This window comes from Aureimonas psammosilenae, assembly GCF_009176975.1.
Lineage (GTDB): Bacteria > Pseudomonadota > Alphaproteobacteria > Rhizobiales > Rhizobiaceae > Plantimonas > Plantimonas psammosilenae.
The window spans coordinates 434,297-460,446 of sequence record NZ_WEZG01000002.1 but is presented as its reverse complement, the minus strand read 5'-3'; the positions used below and the strand labels follow the sequence as shown (position 1 = coordinate 460,446).

The following is a 26,150-nucleotide window of genomic DNA, read 5'->3' as shown; positions in this document are numbered from 1 at the left end:
TTTCTTCGATACGCTTGAGACCGATCAGGCCTTGTTGCGGTTGTAGACGTCGAAGCAGACGGCAGCCAGGAGTACGAGGCCCTTGATGACCTGCTGGTCGTCGATGCCGATGCCGAGGATCGACATGCCGTTGTTCATGACGCCCATGATGAACGCGCCGATCACCGCGCCGAGCACCTTGCCGACGCCGCCATAGGCCGAAGCGCCGCCGATGAAGCAGGCCGCGATCACGTCGAGCTCGAAGCCGACGCCGGCCTTCGGCGTCGCCGAGTTCAGGCGGGCGGCGAAGATCAGGCCCGCAAGAGCCGCAAGCACGCCCATGTTCACGAAGGTCAGGAAGGTCAGGCGCTCGGTGCGGATGCCCGAAAGCTTGGCGGCCTTCTCGTTGCCGCCCACCGCGTAGATGCGGCGGCCGACCGTGGTGCGTGTCGTCATGAAGCCATAGGCGAGGATGAGCAGCGCCATCAGCACCAGAACGTTCGGGAAGCCGTTATAGGTGGCGAGCAGATAGGTGATCAGCATGATCGCCGCCCCGATGAACAGGTTGCGACCGAGGAAGATGCCAGCAGGCTCGTCCGCCTGCCCGAAGCGCACCTGCTTCTGGCGCCGACGCATGTTCATGACGATGAGAATGGCGACCGCCACCGCGCCGATGGCGAGCGTGGCGAGATGCAGACCGCCGGGACCGCCGACGAAGTCCGGGATGAAGCCCTTGGAAAGCTTCTGGAAGGATTCCGGGAACGGGCCGATGGAGGCCGAGCCCAGAACCTTCAACGTCAAGCCGCGGAACACGAGCATGCCCGCCAGCGTCACGATAAAGGACGGCACCTTGAAGTAGGCGACGAGATAGCCCTGCAGGGCGCCGACGAACGCGCCGACAGCCAGACAGACCACGCAGGCGGTGAAGGCGTCGAAGCCGTATTTCACCATCAGAACGGCGCCGAGGCCGCCGATGAAGCCCGCCACCGAGCCCACCGACAGATCGATATGGCCGGTGATGATGATGAGCAGCATGCCGATCGCCATGATGACGATGTAGCTGTTCTGCAGGATCAGGTTGGTGAGGTTCAGCGGCTTCATCAGAACGCCGTCGAGCAACCCGCCCGTCATGATCTGGAAGAACAGCATGATCACGACGAGCGCGATCAGCATTCCGTATTCGCGGATATGCGATTTGAAAAAGCCGAGGTTGAATGCCGGCTTTCCGCCGGCCGGCACGCCCTCGTCGGCGGTTTTAATGGTCATTTGTCCTCGCTCCCGACCTGATGATCGCTCGCATGATGTTTTCTTGGCTTGCTTCCGAGGCCGGCATCTCGGCCACGATCCGTCCTTCGTTCATCACGTAGATGCGGTCGCACATGCCGAGGAGTTCCGGCATCTCGGAGGAGATCATCAACACGGCCTTCCCTTCGTCGGCCAACTTGTTGATGATCGAGTAGATTTCGAACTTGGCGCCGACATCGATGCCGCGCGTCGGCTCGTCCAGGATCAGGAGATCCGGGTTGGAGAAGAGCCATTTCGACAGCACCACCTTCTGCTGGTTGCCGCCCGAAAGGTTCAGGGTCTTCTGGAAGATGTTGGAGCAGCGGATGCGAAGCTGTTCACGATAGCTGTCGGCGACGGAGCGCTCCTTATGCGTGTCGATCACGCCGCCGGACGAGATGCCGGGAAGGTTGGCGAGCGACACGTTCTGGCGGATATCGTCGTCGAGGATCAGGCCGTAATGCTTCCGATCCTCGGTGACATAGGCGATCCCTGCGTCGATGGCCCGGTTGATGGTCGACACGTCCACGGGCTTGCCGTGCATCGACACTTCCCCGGACACGTTGCGGCCGTAGGAGCGGCCGAAGACGCTCATGGCGAGCTCGGTGCGTCCCGCGCCCATCAGGCCCGCGATGCCGACAACCTCGCCGCGCCGCACGTTGATGGCGACGTCCTTCAAGACCTGACGCTGCGAGTTGAGGTGATGGAACGCGTTCCAGTTCTTCACCTCGAACATCACTTCGCCGATTTTCGGCTCGCGGCTCGGATAGCGGTCGGCGAGGCTGCGCCCCACCATGTCGCGGATGATGCGGTCCTCGCTGACGCCGTCGGTGCGGCAATCCATCGTGGAAACCGTCGAGCCGTCGCGGATGACGGTGATGGAATCGGCGACGCGCGCGATCTCGTTCAGCTTGTGGCTGATCATGATCGAGGAGATGCCCTGCGCCTTGAACTCGAGCAGGAGGTCGAGGAGCGCCTGACTGTCGCTTTCGTTCAAGCTGGCCGTCGGCTCGTCCAGGATCAGGAGCTTGACCTTCTTGGCCAGCGCCTTGGCGATCTCCACGAGCTGCTGCTTGCCGACGCCCAGATCCTTGATCAGCGTCGTAGGCGCTTCCTTCAGCCCGACGCGCCCCAGAACCTCGCGGGTGCGGGCGAAGGCGGCATCCCAGTCGATCACGCCATAGGTGGCGACTTCGTTGCCCAGAAACAGGTTCTCGGCGATCGACAGGAGCGGCACCAGCGCCAGTTCCTGATGAATGATGATGATCCCGAGCTTCTCGGAATCGGCGATGGTGCGGAACTCGCGCGCCTCGCCTTCGTAAAGGATCTCGCCCTCGTAGGAGCCGTGCGGATACACGCCGGACAGGACCTTCATCAAGGTCGACTTGCCCGCGCCGTTCTCGCCGCAGATCGCATGGATCTCACCCTCGCGCACGGCGAGGTTCACGTTGTCGAGCGCGCGAACGCCCGGAAACGTCTTGGTGATGTTGCGCATTTCGAGGATGGTCGTCATCCGCGCCTCCGCCGCGTCGAGCCGGCTGACCGACCCGTCATGCGCCCTCCTTCACGGAAGGCAATTCCCACATGCCGAAAAGGCCCGGACGCCGAATGGCGCCCGGACCTTCATCTGCGGTCTTCTTACTTGAGCTGGTCGGCCGTGTAGTAGCCGCTGTCGACCAGCACCTGCTTGTAGTTGTCCTTGGTCACGAGGACCGGCTTCAGGAGGTAGGACGGAACGACCTTCACGCCGTTCTCGTAGGTCTTGGTGTCGTTGACCGTGACTTCCTTGCCGGCGGCCATGGCGTCGACCATGTCGACGGTGACCTTGGCGAGTTCGCGCGTGTCCTTGAAGATGGTCGAGGCCTGCTCGCCGGCGATGATCGCCTTCACGGAAGGAACCTCGGCGTCCTGGCCGGAGATGATCGGCATCTTCATCTCGCCCGAGCCGTAGCCGACGCCCTTCAGCGACGAGATGATGCCGATGGACAGACCGTCATAAGGCGACAGAACCGCGTCCACCTTCTTGTCGGAGTAGAATGCCGACAGAATGTTGTCCATGCGGGCCTGGGCGACGGACGGGTCCCAACGCAGGGTGCCGACCTTGTCCATGCCGGTCTGGCCGGAGCCCACGACCAGCTTGCCCGAGTCGATGTAGGGCTGCAGGACGCTCATCGCGCCGTTGTAGAAGAAGAAGGCGTTGTTGTCGTCCGGCGAACCGCCGAAGAGCTCGATGTTGAACGGGCCCTTGCCGTCCTTCAGGCCGAGGCCATCGGCGATCGAGGTCGCCTGGAGAACGCCGACCTGGAAGTTGTCGAAGGTCGCGTAGTAGTCGACATTCGGCGTTTCGCGGATCAGGCGGTCATAGGCGATGACCTTGGCGCCGGCGTCGTGGGCCTGCTTCAGGATGTCCGACAGCGTCGTGCCGTCGATGGAAGCGACCACCAGAACCTTGGCGCCCTTGGTGACCATGTTCTCGATCTGCGAGAGCTGGGTCGGGATGTCGTCTTCGGCATATTGCAGGTCGGTGCCGTAGCCGCGATCCTGGAGCTGCTTCACCATGTTGTCGCCGTCCGCGATCCAGCGGGTTGAGGACTTGGTGGGCATGGCGACGCCGACGGTGGTCTTGTCCTGCGCGAAGGCGGCGGGCGTGGCCAAGGTCAGGCCGAGCGCGGCGCCGGCCAGCAGCATCTTGATGGATTTCATAACTCTCCCCTTTGGCATCACGCCGGCGCCGCGACGCGCCCGATGCGCTTCGCGGCTTACTTGAATTCTATGGTCTCAAGACCCCAGTGCATCCATCCCGCTCTGACCTCTTCGGATCGCGGAACGTCCTCCCGACGAGCATCATGCGACGGATGCGGCTGAACTCTTGATTTCGTTTCCTGGAACTGTCAAGGCCGGTTCGGGGATATCATCATATCAATCAGTCGCACTCTTGACGATTATGGTTGCCAAGCCGCCTGGTGGCGGCAATGATAGGATCATTAGACAAGATTACGGCAGCCTGTCGAAGGCTGTCGATCCAGCTCGTGGGACGGCGGGGTTGCGGGGGAATCAGGAAAAGGGCAGTGCGAACCGGACGATGGCGCTCGCCATCGACATCGGTTGCCGGATCACGCATGGCGAGTGGCCCGCCGGCACGGTGCTGCCCACCGAAGGCGAGATCCAGACGCGCTTCGGCGTGTCGCGCACGGTTGTCCGCGAAGCGATCCGCCATCTGGCGGCCAAGGGCCTCGTGGCGGTCGGCCCGAAGGTCGGCACCCGCGTGCGCGCCAGCACCGAATGGAACATGCTGGATGCGGACGTTCTGCGCTGGCATCTGATGCGCGAAACGCAACGGCCGTTCGTCGAGTCGCTCTACGAGATGCGGCTCATCAACGAGCCGGAAGCCGCGCGCCTCGCGGCCGAGCGCATCACGCCGGAGCGGCTGGCCGAACTGGAAGCGGCCCTCCACGGCATGGAAATCAATCCGCGCGGCTCGCCCGAACTGGTGGCCGCCGATCTCGCCTTTCATCGCATCATCCTGGAGGCCACCGGGAACCCGATCCTGCGCTCCCTCGGCACCGTGATCGAGCGCAGCCTGACCATTTCCTTCTCCCTCAGTTGGCGGCAGAACCCGCAGACCGACACCGTGATCCAGCACGCCCGCGTCTTCGAGGCGATCTCGCGCGGCGACGGCGATGCGGCGGCGCTCTTCATGAGGCAGTTGATCGAAAGTGCGTGCGGGGACGTCCTCGCATCGCTCTATGCCGATGGTTCCGACACGGCTCCGCCCGGTCGGCGCCCGGCGCCCGAGCATGCCGTTCTGCCCGAAGGGCCGGCGGCTTCGATACCGGTAACCGTAGACGGTCTTACATGAGCAATATCCGCATCGCGCTCGTCGGCATCGGCAAGATCGCGCGCGATCAACACGTCCCTGCCATCGCAAAGGTCGATGGCGTCGAACTCGTCGCCGCTTGCAGCCGCCATGCCGGTCTCGACGGCGTGCGAAGCTTCTCCGACTTCGGCGAGATGCTGCGCGCTGTCCCGGAGATCGACGCCGTTTCGCTCTGCACGCCGCCGACCGCCCGGCTTTCCTACGCGATCGAAACGCTGGAGGCCGGCAAGCACCTCGTTCTGGAAAAGCCGCCGGCCGCGACGATCTCCGAACTCGCGCCGGTCATTACGCTTGCGGAAAAGAAGGGGCTCAGCCTCTTCACCACCTGGCATTCGCGCTTCGGCGACGGTGTCGCCCCTGCCCGCGACTGGCTGGCGGACGCCGCCATCCGCTCCGCTCGCATCCATTGGCACGAGGATGTGCGACGCTGGCATCCCGGCCAGGACTGGATCTGGGAGCCGGGCGGCCTCGGCGTGTTCGATCCGGGCATCAACGCCCTGTCGATCCTCACCGCCATTCTGCCGCAGCCGGTGTTTCTCACCCGCTCCGAACTTTCCGTGCCGGCCAACCGCGCGACGCCGATCGCGGCCCGGCTCGGCCTCACCGATCGCGCCGGCACGCCGATCGAAGCCGAGATGGATTGGCGTCCCACCGATCGCGACCGTTGGGACATCGTGGTCGAGGCGGATAAGGGACGCCTCGTCCTTTCCGATGGCGGCGGCGCGCTGACGATCGACGGGCAGACCGTCGTCGGTGGCCACGACAACGAATACCCGAACATCTACCGCAGATTCGCCGAGCTCGTCCGCGAAGGACGGTCCGACATCGATCTGACACCGCTGACCCTCGTGGCCGACGCCTTCATGCTCGGCCGGCACGAGAGCGTCGAAGCCTTCAACTGACACCAGACCCGAAGAAGCCTGACCGCCATGCTGAAGAAAAACGATTCCGCCCCCACCAAGCTGCGTTCGCGGGCCTGGTTCGACAATCCCGACAATATCGACATGACCGCGCTTTATCTCGAGCGCTACCTGAATTTCGGCCTGAGCCTGGATGAGCTGCAGTCCGGCATGCCGATCATCGGCATCGCGCAGACCGGTTCGGACCTGTCGCCCTGCAACCGGCACCACTTGGAACTCGCCTCGCGCATCCGCGACGGCATTCGCGAGATGGGCGGCATTCCGCTGGAATTCCCGGTCCACCCGATTCAGGAAACCGGCAAGCGGCCGACCGCCGGCCTCGACCGCAACCTCGCCTATTTGGCGCTGGTGGAAGTGCTCTACGGCTATCCGCTGGATGGCGTCGTCCTCACCATCGGCTGCGACAAGACCACACCCGCCTGCCTGATGGCGGCGGCGACCGTCAACATTCCCGCCATCGCTCTGTCCGTCGGCCCGATGTTGAACGGTTGGTTCCGCGGGCAGCGCACGGGTTCGGGCACCATCGTCTGGAAGGCGCGTGAACTGCTCGCGGCCGGCGAGATCGACAACAAGGGCTTCATCAAACTCGTGTCGTCTTCCGCACCCTCCACCGGTTATTGCAACACGATGGGCACGGCGACGACCATGAACTCGCTCGCCGAAGCGCTCGGCATGCAGTTGCCCGGCTCGGCGGCGATCCCCGCGCCCTACCGCGACCGCCAGGAAGTGTCCTACCTCACCGGCAAGCGCATCGTGGAAATGGTGCACGAGGACCTGAAGCCCTCCGACATCATGACGCGCGACGCCTTCATCAACGCCATCCGCGTGAACTCGGCCATCGGCGGCTCCACCAACGCGCCGATCCATCTCAACGCCCTCGCGCGGCATGTCGGCGTGGAACTGACGGTGGACGACTGGCAGACCTTCGGCGAGGAGATCCCGCTTCTGGTCAATCTGCAGCCCGCCGGCGAATATCTCGGCGAGGACTATTACCACGCGGGCGGCGTGCCGGCGGTGGTCAACCAGTTGATGGGCCAGGGCCTCATCGTGGAAGACGCGCTGACGGTGAACGGCAAGACGATCGGCGAAAACTGCCGGGACGCGAAGATCGAGGACGGCAACGTCATCCGCACCTTCGAAGATCCCTTGAAGAAGCATGCCGGCTTCCGCGTCCTGCGCGGCAACCTCTTCGATTCGGCGATCATGAAGCTGTCGGTGATCTCCGACGAGTTCCGCGAGCGCTATCTGGCGGACGAGAACGATCCGGACGCCTTCGAGGGCCGCGCCGTCGTCTTCGACGGGCCGGAAGACTACCATCACCGCATCGACGATCCTTCGCTGGAGATCGACGAGGACACGGTTCTCTTCATGCGCGGCGCCGGCCCGATCGGTTATCCGGGCGCGGCGGAAGTCGTGAACATGCGCGCGCCGGACTACCTCATCAAGCGCGGAGTCAAAACGCTCGCCTGCATTGGCGATGGTCGCCAGTCCGGAACGTCCGGCTCGCCGTCGATCCTCAACGCGTCGCCGGAAGCGGCGGCCGGCGGCGGTCTCGCCCTTCTCAAGACGGGCGACCGAGTGCGGATCGACCTGAACAAGGGCTCGGCCGACATCCTGATCTCCGACGAGGAGTTGAACGCGCGGCGCGAAGCCCTGAAGGCGGCCGGCGGCTACAAGTACCCGGACCATCAGACGCCGTGGCAGGAAATCCAGCGCTCGGTCGTCGGACAGCTCGCCACCGGCGCGGTTCTGGAGCCCGCCGTCGCCTATCAGCGCATCGCGCAGACCAAGGGTCTGCCGCGCGACAACCACTGAGCGGGCGGGCCGAATGAGCGACAACGCGACGCCCTTCTGCGCGGCGGTGGATTGGGGCACATCGAGCTTCCGTCTTTGGCTTCTGGCCGAGGACGGGGGTGTGCTCGGCGAAAAGCGCTCGCGCGAGGGAATGCAGTCGGCCGTGGCGGCGGGAGGGTTTCCCGCCGTTCTCGACAGCCACCTCGCCTCGCTGTCGGCGCCGCCCGACCTGCCGGTCATCGTTTGCGGCATGGCGGGCGCGCGGCAGGGCTGGGTGGAGGCGCCCTATGTCGAGGCGCCGGCCGCGCTCGATGCGATCGCCCTGAACGCGGTCCGCGTCGAAAGCGTCGCGCGCGACGTGCGCATCCTGCCGGGCGTCGCGCAGCGCGATTCCGCGCGCCCGGACGTCATGCGCGGCGAGGAAACGCAGATCATGGGGCTCGGCGCGGACGGCCTCGTCTGCCTGCCCGGCACCCATTCGAAATGGGCGTCCGTTTCCGACAACCGCATCGAGGCCTTTTCCACCTTCATGACGGGCGAAACCTTCGCCCTCATGGCCGGCCAGTCGATCCTCAGGCACACGGTCGGGGAGAACCACGAAGCCCTGGCGCGGCCGGAGGCGTTCCGCAAAGGCGTTTCGGACTGCCTCGACGCGCCGGAAGCGTGGCTCAACCGCCTTTTCGCTCTTCGCGCCGGGCCGCTTCTGGGAACGGCCACGCCGGAAGACGCTGCCGCCCGGCTGTCCGGCCTTCTGATCGGCGCCGAGATCGCCGGGGCGCGACGGCTTCTGCCCGATGCGCGTTCGGTCGTCCTTTGCGCGTCCGGCCCGCTTTGCGACCTTTACGAGGCGGCGCTCGTCCATGCCGGATACGAGACACGGATCGAGGACGCCGACATCGCGGTCCGGTCCGGGCTTCTCGCGGCCGCGCGCCGTTGCTTCTCCTGATATTCGAAAGAGATCCAAGGTGACCCCTTCCTTCACCCCCTCGGTTCCCTGGCCGAATCTCAAACGCGCCCTCGTCGCGATCCTGCGCGGGTTGAAGCCGCAAGAAGCCGAGGCGGTCGTCGGCGGACTGATCGATGCCGGCTTCGAGGCGATCGAAATCCCGTTGAACTCGCCGGAACCCTTCCGCTCCATCGAGACGGCGGTGAAGCTCGCGCCGGCCGGTGTTCTAATCGGGGCCGGAACGGTTCTCTCCACCCAAGCGGTGGATGCGCTGAACGCCGCCGGCGGCCGGCTTCTCGTCAGCCCGAATATCGATGCCGCCGTGTTGCGCCGCGCCGGCGAGCACGGAATGGTGACGATGCCCGGCTGCTTCACGCCGACCGAGGCTTTCCAGGCCCTGGCGGCCGGCGCTTCGGCGTTGAAGTTCTTCCCCGCCTCGACGCTCGGGCCATCGGGCGTTTCCGCGATCCGTGCCGTTCTGCCGGCCGATGCGACGGTGGGCGTCGTCGGCGGCGTGTCGGACGCCGATTTCGAGGCCTTCTCCAAGGTCGGCGTTCGCACCTTCGGCCTCGGCTCCAGCCTCTTCAAGCCCGGCATGAGCGCGGCGGAAGTCGCGTCCCGCGCCCGCTCGACCGTGGAAGCCTACGACCGCGTCTTCGGCAGCGCTGCCCGATGAGCGGGAGCGCCACGGTCCTCCATAGCGAGCCGTGCCATCTCGGCGAAGGGCCGACCTACGACCACGCTGAAGACACGGCGTGGTGGTTCGACATTCTCGGCAAGACCCTGTTCGAGCATCGCTTCGCCAGCGGTGAAACGCGCCGCCATCCCCTGCCCTTCATGGCGAGCCAGATTTCGCGGATCGACGACCGCCGCCAGCTTCTGGCCGGCGACACGGGCCTTTTCGTCCGCGACCGGGAAAGCGGCCGGCTGGATCTCCTCGCGCCGATCGAGGCCGACGATCCGACGACCCGCTCCAACGATGGCCGCACCCATTCTTCCGGCGCGCTCTGGATCGGCACGATGGGACGCAAGGCCGAGCATGCGGCGGGCGCGATCTACTGGTTCCGCGAAGGCGATGTGCGGCGTCTCTACTCCGGGATCAGCATCCCGAACGCCATCTGCTTTTCGCCGGACGGACGCACCGGATATTTCTGCGACACGCGCGATGCGCGGTTGATGCGCGTATCCCTCGACCCCGCAACGGGCCTGCCGGCCGGCGAGCCGAATATGCTCTACGATGCGCGGGACGAAGACGCCGGTCTCGACGGCGCGGTGGTGGATGCGCAAGGCTCGATCCTCGTGGCGCGCTGGGGCGGCTCGCGCATCGATATCCTCAGGCCCGACGGCACCAAGCAGGGCGAGATCGCGGTGCCCGCCCGGCAGGCGAGTTGCCCGGCCTTCGTAGGGCCCCGGTTCGACAAGCTGCTCGTCACCACCGCCTTCGAAGGCATGGATGGCGATGCCCGAGCCCTGGACCCGCAAGCGGGAATCACGTTTCTGCTCGATCATCGTGTCGATGGCCGCGAGGACCCGCCCGTCCTATTGTGATCGGGCGACACGACGAAGTCGAACTGGGAGGCTCGAATGCCCGCAGAACTCGTTCTCTACACCAACCCCATGTCGCGCGGCCGAACGGCGCGCTGGATGCTGGAAGAAGTCGGCGCGCCTTATCGCGCGGAGGTCCTCGACTTCGGCGATGCGATGAAAGGCGACTACCTTCGCATCAACCGGATGGGCAAGGTGCCGAGCCTCGTCCACGGCGAGGTGGTCGTGACGGAAACGGCGGCGATCTGCTTGTACCTCGCCGACGTCTTCCCCGATGCCAAGCTCGCGCCCACGGTCGGCAGTCCCGAACGGGGCGCCTATTACCGCTGGATGCTCTTTGCCGCCGGACCGCTGGAAGCGGTGATCACCAACCGCGCCCTGCAGATCGAGCCGACCGAACAACAGAAGAAGATGGTCGGCTACGGCGACTACGCCACCACCCTCGCGGCTCTCGAAAGCCACCTTTCGCAAACCCACTACGCCGCCGGATCGGCCTTCACCGCCACCGACGTCTATCTCGGTTCGCAATTGGCGTGGGGGATGGAATTCGGCATGATCGAACGGCGGCCCGCCTTCGAAGCCTATCGCGACCGGCTGAAGGATCGGCCGGCATCCTCGCGCGCCACGCAGCTAGACGATGAACTCATCGCGGCGGCGCAACCGAACTGACGGGCGGCTTTCAGGCGACGCCTGAGAGCGCTTCGGCCGGTGGAGGCACCGCCAGCATGCCTTCCACCGCCGCCAGGGGCACGGGCCGCGAGAACAGGAAGCCCTGAACCTCGGTCACGCCGATCCGCCGGGCGAAAGCCAGTTGCTCCGCCGTTTCGACACCTTCCATCACGGTTTGCATGCGGAGCGAGCGCGACAAGCGCACGATGGTCTCGACGATCTCGGCGTCCCGCTCGTCGTTCGACATGTTGGCGATGAACGACCGATCGACCTTCAAACGATCGAACGGAAAATTCTTCAGCGCGCTGAGGCTCGAATAGCCCGTGCCGAAGTCGTCCATGGTCAGGCGGATGCCGAGCGCCTTCAGGCGGTCGATCGTGGCGCGCACCTTGCCGTTCGCGTCCAGAAGGAAGGACTCGGTGATCTCGATATCGAGACGGCCGGGTGCCAGCCCGCTTTCGCCGAGCGCCGCCTCGATATGGCCGAGAAGGTCGGGGTCCTTGAACTGGACGGATGAAAGGTTCACGCAGACGCCGATGGGCTTCGGCCAAGTCGCGGCCCTGCGGCAAGCTTCGGTCAGCACCTTCTGCCCGAGCGGAATGATGAGGCCCGAATTCTCCGCGGCGGGAATGAACTCGCCGGGCGAAACGATGCCGCGCTCCGGATGGCGCCAGCGCAAAAGCACCTCGAAGCTACGAATTGCGCCGCTCGCGGTGCCCAGAATCGGCTGGTACTCCAGGAAGAACTCGTCCCGCTCGATGCCGAGCCGCATCTCGGACTCCAAGCGCAGACGACGCTCGCTTTCCAGCCGCATTCCCGGTTCGAAGGCCTGGAAGGCATCCCCGACCTGAGACTTTGCCTGGTAAAGCGCGAGATCGGCCGCCTTCAGGACGTCCGAACACGTCATCCCGTCATGGCCCACCCGCGCGAAGCCGATCGAGATGCCCGGAACGATGTGAGCATTGGCCAGGAGGATGTCACGGCCGACGGAGGCCATGACCCTCGTCGCGAAATCGGCGCTGTCATTCACGTCCGCTGCCGCCGGGAAATGCACGATCACGAACTCGTCGCCACCGAGCCGCACGGCGAAGTCGGCGCCCGTACAAACCGAACCGATACGCCGCGCGATCTCGATCAGGACCGCGTCGCCGACATCGTGACCGTAAGTGTCGTTGATGAGTTTGAAGTCGTCGAGATCGGCCAGATAAAGCACCGCCCCGGCCTGCATCCATTGCCGGGTCGCCAAGCCTTCTTCCAGGCGCTGCATGAGATAGGTGCGGTTGAACAGGCCGGAAACCGCATCGCGGATCGACCGCTCGCGGGCGATTGTTTCGAGGTCCCGCGTCATCCGCAGCGTCTGGTCTACCCGCTGCCGCCACCGCCCGACGAAACTCAGGCCATAGCCGAGAATGACCGGCATCAGCAGGGCGGCGCTGTGCATGGATGTAGACATGAAGGTTTCGGACCAACTCGACCCGAGGCCCATCATGCCGCGCACCTGGGCATCGACAGCAAGACCGGTGAAGCTGATCGAAGCGCCCAGGAAAATGCCGGCCGCGGAATAGCCGATCTCGTATTTGCGATCCCCGAAGCTCTGCTTCCAGAATTGCCGCGACATTCGACTGATTTTTCCCGCTCATGAAACGCTGTCGATGACCCGATCCGGCCATTCCGGAAAGCATGCGGAAAAACGCTGAAACAACCGTGAATATCACCGGAACATGACGATGAACCTGCGGATACATACCGAACAGGCGAAAAAAAGGGCGGCTCGAGGCCGCCCGCAATCGACTGGAGTATCAGGTCCATAAGAAACCCGATGCGTGAAGAATCCATTCAAAACGAAATGGTTGCGTATGGCGGGCCGATATTGCCGGCATCGTGATCCACAGATTTCGGGTGCCGGCCATCGGGGCTTGGTGCTTGCCAAGCACGACTCGCAACCAAGGTATGGATGCAGCGTTAGCCTCGCGCCGGGCGACATCGAACGCCAGGCTGTTCAACTGCGGCACGAAGCCGCTTCTCTCGGAGTTCTCCATGTTCCGCGACAAGTCTACAGCGTATGAGCGGTTATCCGAAAAACTGTCGGACATCGGAGACAGGCTCGTGGAACTCGAGCATGGCGTGGCGGAGCGCCTGAGCCCGACACCCTCGGCCACCGAGCGCGCTCGCCGTGCGATCGTCGATATTCTTCCGGGCCATCAAACGGGTGTGCGCCGTTATCTGCCGGATTTCGCACGGGGATGGTCGATGCCGTCCGCCGACGATGCCCGCTCGGCCTATCATCACGCCGCCGGTTCCCTGTCGAGCCTGCGCTCGTCCCTCCCCGATCTCGCGGATTATCTGCCGGACATCCGCCGCACCGCGCGCGATGCGCGCCAAAGCCTGCCCGATCCCCGACTGCCGCGCCTTTCGAGCTTTCAGCGCGGGATGCGCACGCAGCGCGGCGTCGATCGCCTGCGCGACAACGACACGCTGACCACGCTTCTGATCGCCGGCGGGGCGCTCGTCGCGGTGGGCGGGGCCATCTACATCACCAAGAAGATCGCCGACCATACCGAGGAGCCGGACTACGACGTCGTGCGCCGCGACGGCGAGATCGAGGTGCGCGACTACGACGCGATGGTGGTCGCCGAAACGGTGAAGACCGGTTATCACGAGAAGGCCCGCAAGGCTGGATTCAACGCCCTTGCCGATTATACCTCCGCCCATAACCGGGGCGGGAAGAAGATCCCGATGACGGCCCCGGTGCTGCAGCAGCTCGCCGAAGCCGACGGCCAGACCAAGGGCTGGGCGATCCGCTTCGTGATGCCCAAGAAGTTCTCCGTCGCGACCCTGCCGCCTCCGGGCACGAACGAGGTCAAACTCCGCGACGTGCCGGCCAAGCGCATCGTGTCGATCCGATTCAACGGAAACTTCACGGCCAGCCTCGCCTCCAAGAAGCTGATGACGCTTTACAACTACCTCGCGGACGAGAACCTGAAGCAGAAGGGCGATCCCGAATACGCCTTCTACAATCCGCCCTGGACGCCCGGCTTTCTGAAGCGCAACGAGATCTTCATCGAGATCGACCGCTGAGTCCGAGGCAGTGACGATGAAGGCGCCCGCCCATCCCGGCGGGCGTTTTCGTTTCCGATGATCGTGCTTTCGCGGCGAACCGGCTAGATGGGCGCCATGGAAACGCACCACTCAGAACCTTTGCCGGACAGTCTGTGCATCGAGCGGAGCGAGGTTTCCCTCGACCCGCGCGATCCGAGCTTCTTCCAGAATCCCTATCCCGCCTATCGCCGCCTTCGCGAACTTGGCGATTTGTTCCACTGGGAGGAAGTCGGCTGCCGGGCGAGCGCGCGACACGCGGTGGTATCGGCGCTTTTGCGCGATCGTCGCTTCGGGCGTGTTCTGCCCGAAGGCGAGGACGGGCGCGTTTCCTATGCGAACAAGCCGGATCACACGCGGAACTTCTACGCGATCGAGCGGCATTCGCTGCTGGATCTCGAACCGCCGACCCATTCGCGCATCCGCGCCCTCGTTCTGAAGGCTTTCGTGTCCCGGCAGGTCGAAAGGCTGGAGCCGCGCATCGCCCGCCTTGCGAACGATCTGATCGACCGCTTCGCCGCCGAGGGCCACGCGGAACTGGTCGAGGATTTCGCGACGCCCCTCCCCGTAATCGTCGTCGCCGAGTTGATCGGCGTCGATCCGGTTCACGCGTCGAGCCTCCTCGACTGGTCGCACCGCATGGTCGCCATGTATCAATTCGGGCGAAGCGAGGCGGTCGAGCGCGCGGCCGACGAGGCTGCAGCCGAGTTTTCCGCCTTCGTCCGCGAGATCATCGCCGCCAAGCGCCGCCGGCCCGGTGACGACCTCATCTCGGCGCTGATCGCCGCAGAAACGGAGCGCGGCAGCTTGTCGGAAGACGAGATGGTGTCGACCGTCGTGCTTCTGATGAATGCCGGCCACGAGGCGACCGTCCACCAGATCGGCAACGGGATGAAGGCGATCCTCCAATCCGGCATCGCCGACCCGCAAGCGCTGTTCACGGACGACACCGGCGCGGCGCGCTGCGTCGAGGAAGTCTTGCGCTTCGACACGCCGCTTCACCTCTTCCGCCGTGTCGCGCTTCAGGACCTGACACTCGGTGACGGTTCCTCGTTCCATCGCGGCGAAGAAGTCGCCTTGCTTCTCGGGGCGGCCAATCGCGACGCGGCCATCTTCGCCGCGCCGGACGTCTTCGACCCAACAATCTCACGCCAGGCCCCGACCTCTTTCGGCGCCGGCATCCATTTCTGCGTCGGCGCTCCGCTGGCGCGGCTGGAGCTTCGCATCGCCCTGTCCATCCTGTTCCGCCGCCTGCCCGGTCTGAAACTCGCGGCCACGCCGCGCTACCGCGATAGCTGGCATTTCCGGGGGCTGGAACGGCTCGACCTCACCTTCGAGCCGACGCGTCAGGTCTTGATGACGTAAAGCTTGCGGGTCGTTTCCACGACGCGCCACGTGCCACGAAAGCCCGGGCGGATCACGAAGCTGTCGCCGGCCTTCAGTTGGACGGGCTCTTTGCCGTCCTCCGTCAGGACCGAGACGCCGGAAGCGATGTGGCAGAACTCCCATTCCGTGTAGTCGACGCGCCATTCACCGGGCGAGGATTCCCAGATGCCCGAATAAAGGCCGGTGCCGTCGTCCTCGAAGTTCCAGGTGCGGTTCGTCGGGGTGCCTCCAACGATCCGGTCGGGCGACGGTGCGCCTTCTTCGGGCTCGATGGATGATGGGTCGAGGACGAGCAGGATTTCGGTCATCGGTTCCGCTTCAGGTTCGCGCCAAGGCTTGGTCGAGATCGGCGATGATGTCGTCGACATTCTCGATGCCGACCGACAAGCGCACGACATCCGGCCCGGCACCCGCCGCAATCTGCTGGTCCGAGGCGAGCTGGCGATGCGTCGTGGAGGCCGGATGGATGACGAGCGAGCGCGTATCGCCGATATTGGCGAGATGGGAGAAGAGCTTCAGCCCTTCCACGAAAGCGACGCCCGCCTCGTATCCCCCCTTCAGCCCGAAGGTGAAGACCGCGCCGGCACCCTTCGGCGAATAGCGCAGCATGTTGGCGTGGTTCGGATCGTCGGGGAGGCCCGCATAGGAAACCCAGGCGACCTTCTCATGCGTCCTGAGATGCTGCGCCACGGCGAGCGCGTTGTCGCAATGGCGCTGCATCCGCAAGGGCAGCGTTTCGATGCCGGTGAGGAGCATGAAGGCGTTGAAAGGCGAGATGGCAGGCCCGAGATCGCGAAGCCCCAAGACGCGGCAGGCGATGGCGAGCGCGATATTGCCAAAGGTCTCGTGGAGAACGAGCCCGGCATATTCCTCGCGAGGGCGGGACAGCATCGGATAGCGGGTGCTCGCCGACCAGTCGAAGGTGCCGCAATCCACGATGACGCCGCCCATGGAATTGCCGTGGCCGCCCATGAACTTCGTCAGCGAATGGACGACGATGTCGGCCCCGTGCTCGGCCGGGCGGCAGAGATACGGCGTCGCCATGGTGTTGTCGACGATGAGCGGCAGGCCGTGGCGCTGCGCCACCGCCGCGATGGCCTCGATATCCACCACGGCGCCGCCGGGATTGGCGATGGACTCGATGAAGATCGCCTTGGTCCGTTCGCCGATCGCCACCTCGAAGCTTTGGGGATCAGCCGGATCGGCCCATTTCACGTGCCAGTCGAAGGACTTGAAGGAATGTCCGAACTGGTTGATCGAACCGCCATAGAGCCTGCGAGAAGCCACGAACTCGTCGCCCGGCTGCATCAGGGCATGAAACACGAGGAGTTGCGCCGCGTGGCCGGACGCCACGGCCAAGGCCGCCGTGCCGCCTTCCAAGGCGGCCACGCGCTCTTCCAGCACGGCCTGCGTCGGGTTCATGATGCGCGTATAGATATTGCCGAACTTTTGGAGGCCGAAGAGCGCGGCGGCATGGTCCACGTCGTTGAAGACGAAGGACGTGGTCTGGTAGATCGGCGTCGCCCGCGCGCCCGTGGTTGGGTCCGGTTGCGCCCCGGCGTGGATCGCCAGCGTTTCGAAGCCCTGACTGCCTGACATCGCCTTGTTCTCCTTGCCGACTGGTTGGGGATGATGAAGGAGCGGTCGCGGTCAATCGGAAAACCCAGAAGAGCGCGCCCTGCGATCACAATCGAGCGCTGTGCATCCCTGCTGCGTGAACCACCGCCAGAATACTGACGCCCTCCTCCGTCTCCTCGTAGAGGATAACATGGGCTTCGTGCTCATGCCGCCGAACGTTCGGACCGAAATTCGAAGCCGGTCGACCCATGCGTGGGTGATGCGCCAACCGCTGAAAGACCTCTTCGAGTTCCTCAGCGTAGCGATCACCTTGGCGTTCGCCGAACCGTTCGTAGCCGAAGATCAGAATCCGCTTCAAATCGGCCTCGGCACGATTTGTGATGGAGTAGCTAGCCACGCAGGCGGCCGCGTTCGCGCACGACCGCCTTTGCCTCTTCGGCGATATCCTTCACCGTTTTGGAGCCGACACCGCTTGCCCGCGCATCGCGGACGATCTGGCGTACTGCTTCGATCGTGTACGGGCGCTCGTCGGGCGGCGGGGAACCATCATCGGTTCCTTCCGTCGTCTGCGTTTCAGCCTTGTCCCGGATCACCAGCGTTCGGAAGTAGTCGTTGAGGCTCGGATAAACGCCGTCCCGGATCTGGCCTTCGACCCAATCCACCATCGGGTCGGGAAGCGATATGGTCACGGTGCCCATCAGCTCATCTCCGTCTGCGGAAGGAAAACCCAACCGCTCCGCATCCAAGGATCTCAAAATCCGAGACGAGCGTATTCGATCTTCGGGCAACGATCCATGACGACTTCGATGCCGGCCGCCGCTGCCCGCTCTGCCGCGTCGTCGTCGCGCACGTCGAGCTGCGTCCAGATCACCTTCGGCAAGGGATCGAGCACCAGCGCCTCCTCCACCACGCTGCGCACCGCGTCGCTCGCGCGAAACACGTCCACCATGTCGATCGGCTCGGGCACGCTCGCGAGGTCGGGATAGAAGACGGTGCCGAGGATGGGCTTGCCGACTTGGCCGGGATTAATCGGATAAACGCGGTAACCCCGTTCCAGAAGGAAGTGCAGCACGCCGAAGGACGGTCGCTCGGGCTTGGGGCTCGCGCCGACCATGGCGATGGTCTTCACCCCGGTCAGGATGCGGCGGAGATCGTCGGCGGAAGGCTCTTGGATCGGCATCGCTTCGTCTCCTTCACTTGGTCCTCGCCCCTAGCGATTGCCCTCCATGCTAGGCGCCAAACAAGCGCGAACAAGGGAAGCAAGCACGCTTCCAAGCGTCGTAGTGCGGCAAAATCGGTACGGTATCCAGTTACTTCATTTATAGACCGCTGTTTTCGCTAGATTTTCCATATATGGCTTCTGCAGAGCGGGCTTGACGAGCGGCGCCGTCAACCGCTAATGACACCCCAGACGCAGCGGCGCGTGCCGCATCCTCTTCGGCGCATCCGGACGGACGCGGCGTCGCCCCGCAATATCCTTAGGATTTCTCGATGAAGACCTTCTCGCAGAAAAACGAGACGGTAGAGAAGAAGTGGATTCTGATCGACGCCGAAGGGCTCGTCGTCGGCCGCCTCGCCTCTCTCGTCGCGCTTCGCCTTCGTGGCAAGCACAAGGCCACCTACACCCCGCATATCGACGATGGCGACAACGTCATCATCGTGAATGCCGACAAGGTGGTCTTCACCGGTAAGAAATATACCGACAAGACCTACTATTGGCACACCGGCCATCCGGGCGGCATCAAGGAGCGCAAGGCGCGCCAGATCCTCGAAGGCCGCTTTCCGGAGCGCGTCGTGGAAAAGGCCGTGGAGCGCATGCTTCCCGAGGGCCCGCTTGCTCGCCAGCAGCTTCGCAACCTTCGCGTTTACACCGGCTCGTCCCACCCGCATGAGGCTCAGAAGCCCGAGTCGCTCGACGTCGCGGCCCTGAACTCGAAGAACAAGAGGGCCGCCTGATGTCGCAGCTCAACTCCCTTCAGGACCTCCAGCAGGTCGAGACGGTCGCTGACGCCCCGGTTCACGTCCAGAAGATCGACGCCCAAGGCCGCGCCTATGCCACCGGCAAGCGCAAGGACGCGGTCGCCCGCGTCTGGGTCAAGCCCGGCAGCGGCAAGATCACCGTGAACAACAAGGAGTTCGAGGCCTACTTCGCGCGCCCCGTCCTCCAGATGGTTCTGCAGCAGCCGATCGTCGCGGCGGCCCGCGACGGCCAGTTCGACATCGTCGCGACGGTGGCCGGCGGCGGTCTGTCCGGCCAGGCCGGTGCGGTCCGTCACGGAATCTCCAAGGCGCTGACCTATTATGAGCCGGGCCTGCGCCCCGTTCTGAAGAAGGGCGGCTTCCTGACGCGCGACAGCCGCGTGGTCGAGCGCAAGAAGTACGGCAAGGCGAAGGCCCGCCGCTCCTTCCAGTTCTCGAAGCGCTAAGAGAAGCGCTTCGTTTCGAACCCGAAGGCCGCGGAGCGATCCGCGGCCTTTTTTGTTTGGTCAATCGAACACGCGAATGGACGGACCATGGCGGCTAAGACCATCGATCACGCCTTCACCGCGACGGAGACGCTCGGCGCCGCCGGCGACCCGACCTATGCCGGCATCGCCTCATTCATGCGCCGCAAGCTGACGAAGCGCCCGGAAGGGGCCGACGTCACTGTCTGGGGCATCCCGTTCGACGCTTCCGTTTCCAACCGGCCGGGCGCGCGCTTCGGACCGGCCGCCATCCGCCGCGCCTCGCAGATCTTCGACAACGATCCGCAATATCCCTTCATGCGCGACCTCTTCGAGGCGTTGTCGGTGGTCGATTACGGAGACTGCCTTCTCGATTATCGCCTGCCAGAAACCGTCCACGAGACGATCCGTGGCGAGGCCTCCCGCCTCCTGAGCGAGACCGGCTTTCTGCTGACGCTCGGCGGTGACCATTCGATCACCTTCCCGCTTCTCCAGGCCCATGCCGAAAAGCACGGGAAGATGTCGCTCGTCCATTTCGACGCCCATCAGGATACCTGGCCGACGGCCGGTGAGCGGATTGACCACGGCTCGTTCCTGACCGGCGCGGTGCGTCAGGGTCTGGTCGACCCGGACACGTCCATCCAGATCGGCATCCGCACCCATGCGCCCGAAACCTTGGGTATGGAGATCATCCACGGCAACGAGGTGGAGGACCTGACGAGCCTTGCCATCGCCAAGCGCATCTACGAGCGCACCGGTGGCACGAACGTTTATCTGACCTTCGACATCGATTGTCTGGATGCCGCCTTCGCGCCCGGCACCGGCACGCCGGTCGCCGGCGGTCCGTCCAGCGCCAAGATGCTGGCCGTTCTGCACCATCTGAAGAACTTGGCTGTCGTCGGCGCGGACGTGGTGGAAGTCTCGCCGCCCTTCGACCATGCCGACATCACGGCGATTGCGGGCGCGACGGTCGCCATGTACCTCATCGGCATTCTGGCGGAAAAGAAGGCGGCTTGATCCCATGGCACCGCGCATCTTCATCGACGGCGAACACGGCACGACGGGGCTTCAGATCCGCCAGCGCATGGCGGGCCGGCGCGACGTCGAGCTTCTGTCCATCCCCGAGGCCGAGCGGCGCAACGCCGCGATGCGCGAGGATCTTCTGAACTCGGCAGATGTCGCCATTCTCTGCCTGCCGGACGACGCGTCGCGCGAGGCGGTGACGCTGATCGGCTCGAACAAGACGAAGATCATCGACACCTCGACGGCGCACCGTACGGACCCGAACTGGGTCTATGGCTTCGCCGAGATGGACAAACGCCAAGGCGAACGAATCGCCGCGTCATCTCGCGTCGCCAATCCCGGCTGTTATCCGACAGGCGCAATCGCGCTTCTGCGCCCCCTTCGCGCGGCGGGCCTCGTCGCCGAGGACTATCCGGTCTCCGTCAACGCCGTGTCGGGCTATACCGGAGGCGGCAAGCAGATGATCGCGCAGATGGAAGATGCCGCCAACCCGGACCACATCGCCGCGCCACATTTCCTTTATGGTCTCGACCTCCGGCACAAGCATCTGCCGGAAATGCGCACCTATGGCATGCTGGCCGCCGATCCCCTCTTCGCGCCCTCCGTCGGTCGTTTCGCGCAAGGCATGATCGTGCAGGTGCCGATCCGCATCGAGGACGGCAAGGCGACCCCCGCCGACTTCCACGCGGCCCTCGCCGAGCACTACGCCGGCCAGGACCTCGTGACGGTGGTGGACGCGAAGGAAGCCGCCGCCATCAAGCGGATCGATCCGACCGAACTTGCAGGCACCGACCGCATGAAGCTTTTCGTCTTCGCCTCGCCGGACGGCCACCTCGTCAACCTCGTGGCGCTGCTCGACAATCTCGGCAAGGGCGCGTCCGGTGCCGCCGTGCAGAACCTCGACCTGATGCTGAAGAACTAGAACCCTTCAGCGCGCGAAGGCGTAGGGGCCGGCAAGGCCCCTCGCATGGGCGACAGCAAAGCCCAGCACGATCAGCGCGCCCGCCTGATGGAGAAGCGCCCAGCCGATCGGCACGGCGAGAAGCAGCGTCGTGATGCCGAGCGCGGCTTGGCAAAGCACCAGCCCCAGCAGGACGAAGGCCCGGCGGGAATGCGTCGTGCCGGGCGCTTGCAGAAAGGCGGCGACGGCGTGGATCGCCACGACGGCGAGGAGGAGATAAGCGCCGAGACGGTGTACGAACTGGACGGTCATCACGTTCTCGAAGAAGTTCCGCCATGCCGGCTGCATGGTCAGCAGCCCGTCGGGCAACAAACGCCCGTCCATCAGCGGCCACGTGTTGAACGTCAGACCCGCGTTCAAACCGGCGACCAGACCCCCGAGATAGATCTGGCACATGGCCAGGAAGAGGATGAAGCCGGCCGCATAGACCGAGCCCGAGGACGGCGGGATGTCATCGGAATGACGCGCCAGCCCCCGCGCCACCCACAAGGTCGCGGCGAAGATCAGGCAGGCGGTCGTCAGATGCACGGCCAGCCGGTATTGGCTGACATCGGTACGGTTCACGAGGCCGGAGGCCACCATCCACCAGCCGATGCCGCCCTGCAGCGCGCCGAGCGCCAGGATGCCGAGAAGACGCGGCTTCAGCTTGGGGTGCAGACGCCCGGTCGCCCAGAAGAAGGCCAGCGGCAAAGCGAAGACGAGGCCGACGAGCCGGGCCAGCACGCGGTGCGTCCATTCCCACCAGAAGATCGTCTTGAACTCGTCGAGGCTCATGCCCCTGTTGATCTGCTGATATTGCGGAATCTGGCGGTAGAGGTCGAATTCCTCCTGCCATTCGGCGGCCGACAACGGCGGCACGACGCCGTGGATCGGCTTCCATTCCGTGATCGACAAGCCGCTTTCCGTCAGCCGCGTCGCACCGCCCACGAGAACGATCGCGAACACCATGAGGGCGACGGCGTAGAGCCACCAGCGAACCGGCCGGGTGGTACGGGAATGGAAACGCGGCGGCGAATAGTCGGAAGGGAGAGAAGCGCTTGTCATGGTCGGCGAGGGTCGATCCGCAACATGGCGCGCGGGTCGCACGCCGGACCGCTCGGGTTTGGCCCGAACGCGGAAAGGACGCAAGCGCCATTGGGGCCGCAGGCGATGGGCTCTGGTGTTTCGCCAAGCGGGCCGTCATAAACCGCCTACCGGGAGAAGAGCCATGCGTCTGCGCGTCCGCAAACTGGTCGGGACGGTTTTGATCGTCCTCATCGTCATCGTCTACGCGATCTTCGCGACGGCCTTCGCTTCGCTTTATCTCGGGCAGTCGAGCGGCTGGGTGCACCTCGCCTTCTTCCTGGTCAGCGGGCTCCTGTGGGTGGCGCCGGCCGCCCTTCTGATCCGCTGGATGGAGGGCTATTCGGGCAAGGCCCGCCCTCCCCGCTGAAGACGAGTCAGGCGGCTTTGGCCTGCGCGACCGGCATCGCCGGCAAAGCGAGCGTGACGAGATCGGCGAAGCCGAACAGCGCGAGACGCTCCCGCATCGAAGCCTGACCGCTTAGCCCGCCATCGTCCGGCAGAACGAGCGCCGTGTTCTCATCAACGAGAGCAGGCAGGAGTTCGAACGGCACCTCGCCGAACACCACGACGCTTCGCGAATAGGCCTGCGACAAGGCGGCCAACACGGCCGCTGCGGCCTCCTCGACCGCCTCCTTCGGCGTGCTCGTTTCGAAAAGCCGGGCGGCCAGGACATGCGTGCGGCCGGAACGATCGCGGTGGATGGCGTGGGCGAAGGTCGACGGGCTCGCCGCCATGGTGGCGACGTCCTCGGGCCAGCCGATCGCGCCCATGTCGCTCGCGGCGCCCAACGGATCGGCGAAATCCACCAGCACCGTGGAAGCGCCCGCGCCCGCCAGCCGCCGCGCGAGAAGCACGCCGGCGGCCCGGTTCGCTTCCGGCGTTCCGACGAGGAGGACCCGCGCGATCTTGGCCGCCCGCATCGCGTCGCCGAGTTCCGCCAGCGTCACGATATCCGAGACCGGGGGCGCTTCCACGAAGGCCGCGGGCGCTTCGATCGGTGCAGCGACTGCATCCGGGGCAACGGTCTGCGGAGAAGCGCCCGAAACAGGGCGCCGCTTCAGGAGATTGCGCAAACCCGACCCGATACCCATGCCCGTCCCCGACCGTTCCTCGATGGCCGGATTGTCGCGTTCCTTGGTTAGCCCTTCGTCAAACGCGGGTCCTCACGCGCGTCTCGAGGACAGTTAACTTAGCGGTAAGCTTAACGAGATACTAATCGCCTCGCCCCTGCCAGCGACGCGCGGGGGACATCGAGTTTTGCGCGAGGTTCGGGGACATGCGGCTTCGAGATCTGGGGATCGCGATCTTCCTCGGCGCTGCCCTTTCCGGCTGCGTTTCCGGCAAGGTGGGAACGCCTGCCATTCACGAAAGCCTGAACGAGCCCTATCGGCTGGACAGCGGCGATCGCGTGCGCGTCACCGTCTTCGAGCAGGCGAGCCTTACCAACAGCTATTCGGTCGACAAGGGCGGCTATGTCGCCATGCCGCTCGTCGGCAACGTTCCGGCGCGCGGCCAAACCACGGACGAGCTGGAAAAGGCCATCGCGACCGAGCTCGCCGGCGGCTACCTGCGCAACCCGGAAGTCGCGGTGGAAGTCGACACTTACCGGCCCTTCTTCATCATGGGCGAGGTGACGCAAGGCGGCCAATACAGCTACGTTCCCGGCATGACGGTGCAGAAGGCGGTCGCCATCGCCGGCGGCTTCACTCCCCGCGCCGCGCGCACGGATGTCGATCTGACGCGCCAGGTGAACGGCCGGATCGTTTCGGGCCGGGTTCCGGCGTCCGACCCGATCCAGCCCGGCGACACGATCAACGTGCGCGAGCGCTGGTTCTGAACATCGGCCCGATCGCTAAAGTCCTAGCCGTCGCCTTTATCGGATCGGGAACTCTCTTCGCCTAAGGTCTTGCGGATCGTCCCTGGCGGGCGATTCCCGACCGCTCTCGTCGGTCGCGCGGAACAAGAAATCCGTGGAGAGCGGCACATGGGAGCGATCACGAACCGGCACACGCCTGAAACAGGCTTCCGCGACGCGTCCTCGATTCCCGTTTCCCGAACCCACCTGCCCTTTTCGGCCGCCGCCATTCGCGCCACGAAGGTCAGCGCGCCGACCGGGCCCACGGTCTTGAACGAACGCGCCAGCGAAGCGGCGACACGCTACGCGACGCAGGTCATCTCCGCGTCCCTGTTGGCCGGGCTTTGGCGCACCGTCGAATTCCTGTGCCTCGCCAGTCTGTCGCTCGCGCTGATCGCCTTCTACGACATGCCGGGTCCCTCCCTCTTCGCCCGCTACGCCGTGGTTTCCGTCTGCGGAGCGTTGGCCGGCGTTTCCATGATCCAGGCCTTCGGCGGCTATGACGCAGCGACCTTCCGACGAAGGTTCGGGCAGATCGTTCCTGTCGCCACCGGATGGGCCGTCGCCCTTGCGGCGCTCGCTCTCGGCATTTTTTTCCTGCGCATCCAGAACGACCTGTCGCGCGCCTGGCTGGCGCTTTGGTATGCCTGCGGGCTCGGCATCCTGACGGTGCTGCGCATCTGCCTCGGGTTCAAAGTCAGGGCTTGGAGACAGGCCGGGCGCATGGAGCGACGCGCGGTGATCGTCGGCGGCGGGCCGGCGGCCGAGGAACTGATCGCCGAAATCGACCGGGAACCGAACAACGATCTGAAGATCTGCGGAATCTTCGACGATCGCAACGACCGTCGCTCGCCGGCCAGCGTCGCCGGCTGCCCGAAACTCGGCAATGTGCGCGAACTCGTGGAGTTCGTGCGCCGCACCCATATCGACATGCTGATCGTGACGATCCCCGTGACGGCCGAGAAGCGCGTCCTGGAACTCCTCAAGACCCTTTGGGTCCTGCCCGTCGATATTCGCCTGTCGAGCCATAGCTCGCAGATGCGCTTTCCGTCCCGCTCCCTGTCCTATGTGGGGCGGGTGCCGCTGCTCGAAGTCTTCGACAGGCCGATCACGGAATGGAACAGCATCGCCAAGCGCGTCTTCGATATCGTCATCGCCGGCGCGGCACTGGTCGCCCTTTCGCCGGTTCTGGCGGCGACGGCCATGGCGATCAAGCTGGACTCGAGGGGACCGGTGCTCTTCCGCCAGAAGCGCCATGGCTTCAACAACCAGATCATCGAGGTTCTGAAGTTCCGCTCGATGTATCACGAGATGGCGGACCCGACCGCGGCGAAGGTCGTGACGCGCGGCGACGCGCGGGTGACCCCGGTCGGTCGCTTCATTCGCAAGAACTCGCTCGATGAACTGCCGCAACTCTGGAACGTCGTTCGCGGCGACCTGTCGCTCGTCGGCCCCCGCCCGCACGCCGTCCATGCGCGGTCGAGTTCGAACGAGGCCTTCATCGAGATCGTCGACGATTATTTCAGCCGCCACCGGGTGAAACCCGGCATCACCGGCTGGGCGCAGATCAACGGTTATCGCGGCGAGATCGACCACCCGGACAAGCTGAAAAGCCGGTTCGACTACGATCTCGAATATATCGACAAGTGGTCGATCTTCTTCGACGTCAAAATCCTGGCTCTGACGCCGATCCACCTTTTCCGGGCCGAGAACGCCTACTGAAAAAGC

28 protein-coding genes are annotated in these 26,150 nt (G+C 64.8%); 16 read left to right on the top strand and 12 right to left on the bottom strand.

The window, feature by feature from the left end; all coding sequences use genetic code 11:
- Positions 1-24: 24 nt before the first annotated feature.
- The 3 genes from mmsB to chvE form a co-directional block, all read right to left on the bottom strand.
- Positions 25-1,245, bottom strand: a complete 1,221-nt coding sequence (gene mmsB / locus F9929_RS06105; RefSeq protein WP_152045646.1) for a multiple monosaccharide ABC transporter permease — start codon at positions 1,243-1,245, stop codon at positions 25-27.
- A complete protein-coding gene (gene mmsA, locus F9929_RS06100) occupies positions 1,235-2,776 on the bottom strand; it encodes a multiple monosaccharide ABC transporter ATP-binding protein (protein WP_152045645.1) in 1,542 nt (513 codons plus the stop codon). The genes mmsB and mmsA overlap by 11 nt, the downstream gene beginning before the upstream one ends.
- A 125-nt stretch (positions 2,777-2,901) precedes the next feature.
- Positions 2,902-3,966: a multiple monosaccharide ABC transporter substrate-binding protein gene (gene chvE, locus F9929_RS06095; RefSeq protein WP_152045644.1), complete on the bottom strand. Its 1,065-nt coding sequence runs from the start codon at positions 3,964-3,966 to the stop codon at positions 2,902-2,904.
- A 379-nt stretch (positions 3,967-4,345) separates the two neighbouring features.
- Between chvE and F9929_RS06090 the strand changes: the two genes are divergently transcribed.
- Genes F9929_RS06090 through F9929_RS06060 form a run of 7 tightly spaced genes read left to right on the top strand, consistent with a single transcriptional unit; the run spans position 4,346 to position 11,014 of the window.
- A complete protein-coding gene (locus F9929_RS06090; RefSeq protein ID WP_235919053.1) occupies positions 4,346-5,122 on the top strand; it encodes a FadR/GntR family transcriptional regulator in 777 nt (258 codons plus the stop codon).
- Positions 5,119-6,042 carry a Gfo/Idh/MocA family protein gene (locus F9929_RS06085; RefSeq protein WP_152045643.1) on the top strand — a complete coding sequence of 308 codons (924 nt, stop codon included), beginning with the start codon at positions 5,119-5,121 and terminating at the stop codon, positions 6,040-6,042. The genes F9929_RS06090 and F9929_RS06085 overlap by 4 nt, the downstream gene beginning before the upstream one ends.
- A gap of 27 nt (positions 6,043-6,069) precedes the next feature.
- On the top strand, positions 6,070-7,875 hold the full coding sequence (locus F9929_RS06080) for an IlvD/Edd family dehydratase (protein ID WP_152045642.1): 1,806 nt from the start codon (positions 6,070-6,072) through the stop codon (positions 7,873-7,875).
- 13 nt (positions 7,876-7,888) lie between these two features.
- A complete protein-coding gene (locus tag F9929_RS06075; protein ID WP_152045641.1) occupies positions 7,889-8,800 on the top strand; it encodes a 2-dehydro-3-deoxygalactonokinase in 912 nt (303 codons plus the stop codon).
- A gap of 19 nt (positions 8,801-8,819) precedes the next feature.
- Positions 8,820-9,476 (top strand): 2-dehydro-3-deoxy-6-phosphogalactonate aldolase, encoded by a 657-nt coding sequence (locus F9929_RS06070; RefSeq protein WP_235919052.1) that lies wholly within the window; start codon positions 8,820-8,822, stop codon positions 9,474-9,476.
- Entirely contained in the window at positions 9,473-10,348 is an 876-nt protein-coding gene (locus tag F9929_RS06065; protein ID WP_152045639.1) for an SMP-30/gluconolactonase/LRE family protein, read from the top strand. Before F9929_RS06070 ends, F9929_RS06065 begins: the two co-directional genes overlap by 4 nt.
- A gap of 36 nt (positions 10,349-10,384) precedes the next feature.
- Positions 10,385-11,014, top strand: coding sequence for a glutathione S-transferase family protein (locus tag F9929_RS06060; RefSeq protein WP_152045638.1), 630 nt, complete (start codon positions 10,385-10,387; stop codon positions 11,012-11,014).
- A 10-nt stretch (positions 11,015-11,024) separates the two neighbouring features.
- Here the strand turns inward: F9929_RS06060 and F9929_RS06055 are convergent, their stop codons facing one another.
- Positions 11,025-12,632, bottom strand: a complete 1,608-nt coding sequence (locus F9929_RS06055) for a putative bifunctional diguanylate cyclase/phosphodiesterase (protein WP_152045637.1) — start codon at positions 12,630-12,632, stop codon at positions 11,025-11,027.
- A gap of 181 nt (positions 12,633-12,813) precedes the next feature.
- Positions 12,814-13,107 (bottom strand): hypothetical protein, encoded by a 294-nt coding sequence (locus F9929_RS23925; protein ID WP_193227634.1) that lies wholly within the window; start codon positions 13,105-13,107, stop codon positions 12,814-12,816.
- 13 nt (positions 13,108-13,120) lie between these two features.
- Here F9929_RS23925 and F9929_RS06050 point away from each other — a divergent pair, with 13 nt between their 5' ends.
- Positions 13,121-14,092 (top strand): SOUL family heme-binding protein, encoded by a 972-nt coding sequence (locus tag F9929_RS06050; RefSeq protein WP_235919051.1) that lies wholly within the window; start codon positions 13,121-13,123, stop codon positions 14,090-14,092.
- 87 nt (positions 14,093-14,179) lie between these two features.
- A complete protein-coding gene (locus F9929_RS06045; RefSeq protein WP_328595980.1) occupies positions 14,180-15,475 on the top strand; it encodes a cytochrome P450 in 1,296 nt (431 codons plus the stop codon).
- On the opposite strand, the gene F9929_RS06040 is transcribed toward F9929_RS06045, so the two are convergent.
- From F9929_RS06040 to F9929_RS06020, 5 genes are all read right to left on the bottom strand, one after another.
- Complete coding sequence (locus tag F9929_RS06040; protein ID WP_152045636.1) at positions 15,457-15,804, bottom strand: cupin domain-containing protein; 348 nt, start codon at positions 15,802-15,804, stop codon at positions 15,457-15,459. The genes F9929_RS06045 and F9929_RS06040 overlap by 19 nt on opposite strands.
- 10 nt (positions 15,805-15,814) lie before the next feature.
- Positions 15,815-17,095: an O-acetylhomoserine aminocarboxypropyltransferase gene (locus F9929_RS06035; protein ID WP_152045635.1), complete on the bottom strand. Its 1,281-nt coding sequence runs from the start codon at positions 17,093-17,095 to the stop codon at positions 15,815-15,817.
- An 85-nt stretch (positions 17,096-17,180) separates the two neighbouring features.
- Positions 17,181-17,471, bottom strand: coding sequence for a type II toxin-antitoxin system RelE/ParE family toxin (locus tag F9929_RS06030; protein ID WP_152045634.1), 291 nt, complete (start codon positions 17,469-17,471; stop codon positions 17,181-17,183).
- Positions 17,464-17,820 (bottom strand): ribbon-helix-helix domain-containing protein, encoded by a 357-nt coding sequence (locus F9929_RS06025; RefSeq protein WP_235919049.1) that lies wholly within the window; start codon positions 17,818-17,820, stop codon positions 17,464-17,466. Before F9929_RS06025 ends, F9929_RS06030 begins: the two co-directional genes overlap by 8 nt.
- Before the next feature lie 5 nt (positions 17,821-17,825).
- Positions 17,826-18,254, bottom strand: a complete 429-nt coding sequence (locus F9929_RS06020; protein WP_152045633.1) for a CoA-binding protein — start codon at positions 18,252-18,254, stop codon at positions 17,826-17,828.
- 311 nt (positions 18,255-18,565) lie between these two features.
- On the opposite strand from F9929_RS06020, the gene rplM reads away from it, so the two are divergent.
- From rplM to argC, 4 genes are all read left to right on the top strand, one after another.
- Positions 18,566-19,030, top strand: a complete 465-nt coding sequence (rplM, locus tag F9929_RS06015; RefSeq protein WP_152045632.1) for a 50S ribosomal protein L13 — start codon at positions 18,566-18,568, stop codon at positions 19,028-19,030.
- Positions 19,030-19,500 carry a 30S ribosomal protein S9 gene (rpsI, locus tag F9929_RS06010; RefSeq protein ID WP_152045631.1) on the top strand — a complete coding sequence of 157 codons (471 nt, stop codon included), beginning with the start codon at positions 19,030-19,032 and terminating at the stop codon, positions 19,498-19,500. Before rplM ends, rpsI begins: the two co-directional genes overlap by 1 nt.
- An 87-nt stretch (positions 19,501-19,587) precedes the next feature.
- Positions 19,588-20,535, top strand: coding sequence for an agmatinase (speB, locus tag F9929_RS06005; RefSeq protein WP_152045630.1), 948 nt, complete (start codon positions 19,588-19,590; stop codon positions 20,533-20,535).
- Between the two features lie 4 nt (positions 20,536-20,539).
- The gene (gene argC, locus F9929_RS06000) at positions 20,540-21,463 is read left to right on the top strand and encodes an N-acetyl-gamma-glutamyl-phosphate reductase (protein WP_152045629.1); all 924 of its coding nucleotides are present in this window, start codon (positions 20,540-20,542) and stop codon (positions 21,461-21,463) included.
- 6 nt (positions 21,464-21,469) lie between these two features.
- Here argC and F9929_RS05995 read toward each other — a convergent pair whose 3' ends face one another.
- Entirely contained in the window at positions 21,470-22,546 is a 1,077-nt protein-coding gene (locus F9929_RS05995) for a COX15/CtaA family protein (protein WP_152045628.1), read from the bottom strand.
- 163 nt (positions 22,547-22,709) lie between these two features.
- Between F9929_RS05995 and F9929_RS05990 the strand changes: the two genes are divergently transcribed.
- The gene (locus tag F9929_RS05990) at positions 22,710-22,934 is read left to right on the top strand and encodes a DUF2842 domain-containing protein (protein WP_152045627.1); all 225 of its coding nucleotides are present in this window, start codon (positions 22,710-22,712) and stop codon (positions 22,932-22,934) included.
- 7 nt (positions 22,935-22,941) lie between these two features.
- On the opposite strand, the gene F9929_RS05985 is transcribed toward F9929_RS05990, so the two are convergent.
- Entirely contained in the window at positions 22,942-23,658 is a 717-nt protein-coding gene (locus F9929_RS05985; protein ID WP_152045626.1) for a hypothetical protein, read from the bottom strand.
- Positions 23,659-23,843: 185 nt separating this feature from the next.
- Here F9929_RS05985 and F9929_RS05980 point away from each other — a divergent pair, with 185 nt between their 5' ends.
- Together F9929_RS05980 and F9929_RS05975 are read left to right on the top strand one after the other, a co-directional pair.
- Complete coding sequence (locus F9929_RS05980) at positions 23,844-24,404, top strand: polysaccharide biosynthesis/export family protein (protein WP_152045625.1); 561 nt, start codon at positions 23,844-23,846, stop codon at positions 24,402-24,404.
- A 147-nt stretch (positions 24,405-24,551) separates the two neighbouring features.
- Positions 24,552-26,144: an undecaprenyl-phosphate glucose phosphotransferase gene (locus F9929_RS05975; RefSeq protein WP_152045624.1), complete on the top strand. Its 1,593-nt coding sequence runs from the start codon at positions 24,552-24,554 to the stop codon at positions 26,142-26,144.
- The last annotated feature ends 6 nt before the right edge of the window (positions 26,145-26,150 follow it).

Bases quoted from the DNA above. Each gene is read 5' to 3' on its own strand.
- mmsB (WP_152045646.1), bottom strand. From the start codon at position 1,245: ATGACCATTAAAACCGCCGACGAGGGCGTGCCGGCCGGCGGAAAGCCG.
- mmsA (WP_152045645.1), bottom strand. From the start codon at position 2,776: ATGACGACCATCCTCGAAATGCGCAACATCACCAAGACGTTTCCGGGC.
- chvE (WP_152045644.1), bottom strand. From the start codon at position 3,966: ATGAAATCCATCAAGATGCTGCTGGCCGGCGCCGCGCTCGGCCTGACC.
- F9929_RS06090 (WP_235919053.1), top strand. From the start codon at position 4,346: ATGGCGCTCGCCATCGACATCGGTTGCCGGATCACGCATGGCGAGTGG.
- F9929_RS06085 (WP_152045643.1), top strand. From the start codon at position 5,119: ATGAGCAATATCCGCATCGCGCTCGTCGGCATCGGCAAGATCGCGCGC.
- F9929_RS06080 (WP_152045642.1), top strand. From the start codon at position 6,070: ATGCTGAAGAAAAACGATTCCGCCCCCACCAAGCTGCGTTCGCGGGCC.
- F9929_RS06075 (WP_152045641.1), top strand. From the start codon at position 7,889: ATGAGCGACAACGCGACGCCCTTCTGCGCGGCGGTGGATTGGGGCACA.
- F9929_RS06065 (WP_152045639.1), top strand. From the start codon at position 9,473: ATGAGCGGGAGCGCCACGGTCCTCCATAGCGAGCCGTGCCATCTCGGC.
- F9929_RS06060 (WP_152045638.1), top strand. From the start codon at position 10,385: ATGCCCGCAGAACTCGTTCTCTACACCAACCCCATGTCGCGCGGCCGA.
- F9929_RS06055 (WP_152045637.1), bottom strand. From the start codon at position 12,632: ATGTCGCGGCAATTCTGGAAGCAGAGCTTCGGGGATCGCAAATACGAG.
- F9929_RS23925 (WP_193227634.1), bottom strand. From the start codon at position 13,107: ATGTCCGACAGTTTTTCGGATAACCGCTCATACGCTGTAGACTTGTCG.
- F9929_RS06045 (WP_328595980.1), top strand. From the start codon at position 14,180: ATGGGCGCCATGGAAACGCACCACTCAGAACCTTTGCCGGACAGTCTG.
- F9929_RS06040 (WP_152045636.1), bottom strand. From the start codon at position 15,804: ATGACCGAAATCCTGCTCGTCCTCGACCCATCATCCATCGAGCCCGAA.
- F9929_RS06035 (WP_152045635.1), bottom strand. From the start codon at position 17,095: ATGTCAGGCAGTCAGGGCTTCGAAACGCTGGCGATCCACGCCGGGGCG.
- F9929_RS06020 (WP_152045633.1), bottom strand. From the start codon at position 18,254: ATGCCGATCCAAGAGCCTTCCGCCGACGATCTCCGCCGCATCCTGACC.
- rplM (WP_152045632.1), top strand. From the start codon at position 18,566: ATGAAGACCTTCTCGCAGAAAAACGAGACGGTAGAGAAGAAGTGGATT.
- rpsI (WP_152045631.1), top strand. From the start codon at position 19,030: ATGTCGCAGCTCAACTCCCTTCAGGACCTCCAGCAGGTCGAGACGGTC.
- speB (WP_152045630.1), top strand. From the start codon at position 19,588: ATGGCGGCTAAGACCATCGATCACGCCTTCACCGCGACGGAGACGCTC.
- argC (WP_152045629.1), top strand. From the start codon at position 20,540: ATGGCACCGCGCATCTTCATCGACGGCGAACACGGCACGACGGGGCTT.
- F9929_RS05995 (WP_152045628.1), bottom strand. From the start codon at position 22,546: ATGACAAGCGCTTCTCTCCCTTCCGACTATTCGCCGCCGCGTTTCCAT.
- F9929_RS05990 (WP_152045627.1), top strand. From the start codon at position 22,710: ATGCGTCTGCGCGTCCGCAAACTGGTCGGGACGGTTTTGATCGTCCTC.
- F9929_RS05985 (WP_152045626.1), bottom strand. From the start codon at position 23,658: ATGGGTATCGGGTCGGGTTTGCGCAATCTCCTGAAGCGGCGCCCTGTT.
- F9929_RS05980 (WP_152045625.1), top strand. From the start codon at position 23,844: ATGCGGCTTCGAGATCTGGGGATCGCGATCTTCCTCGGCGCTGCCCTT.
- F9929_RS05975 (WP_152045624.1), top strand. From the start codon at position 24,552: ATGGGAGCGATCACGAACCGGCACACGCCTGAAACAGGCTTCCGCGAC.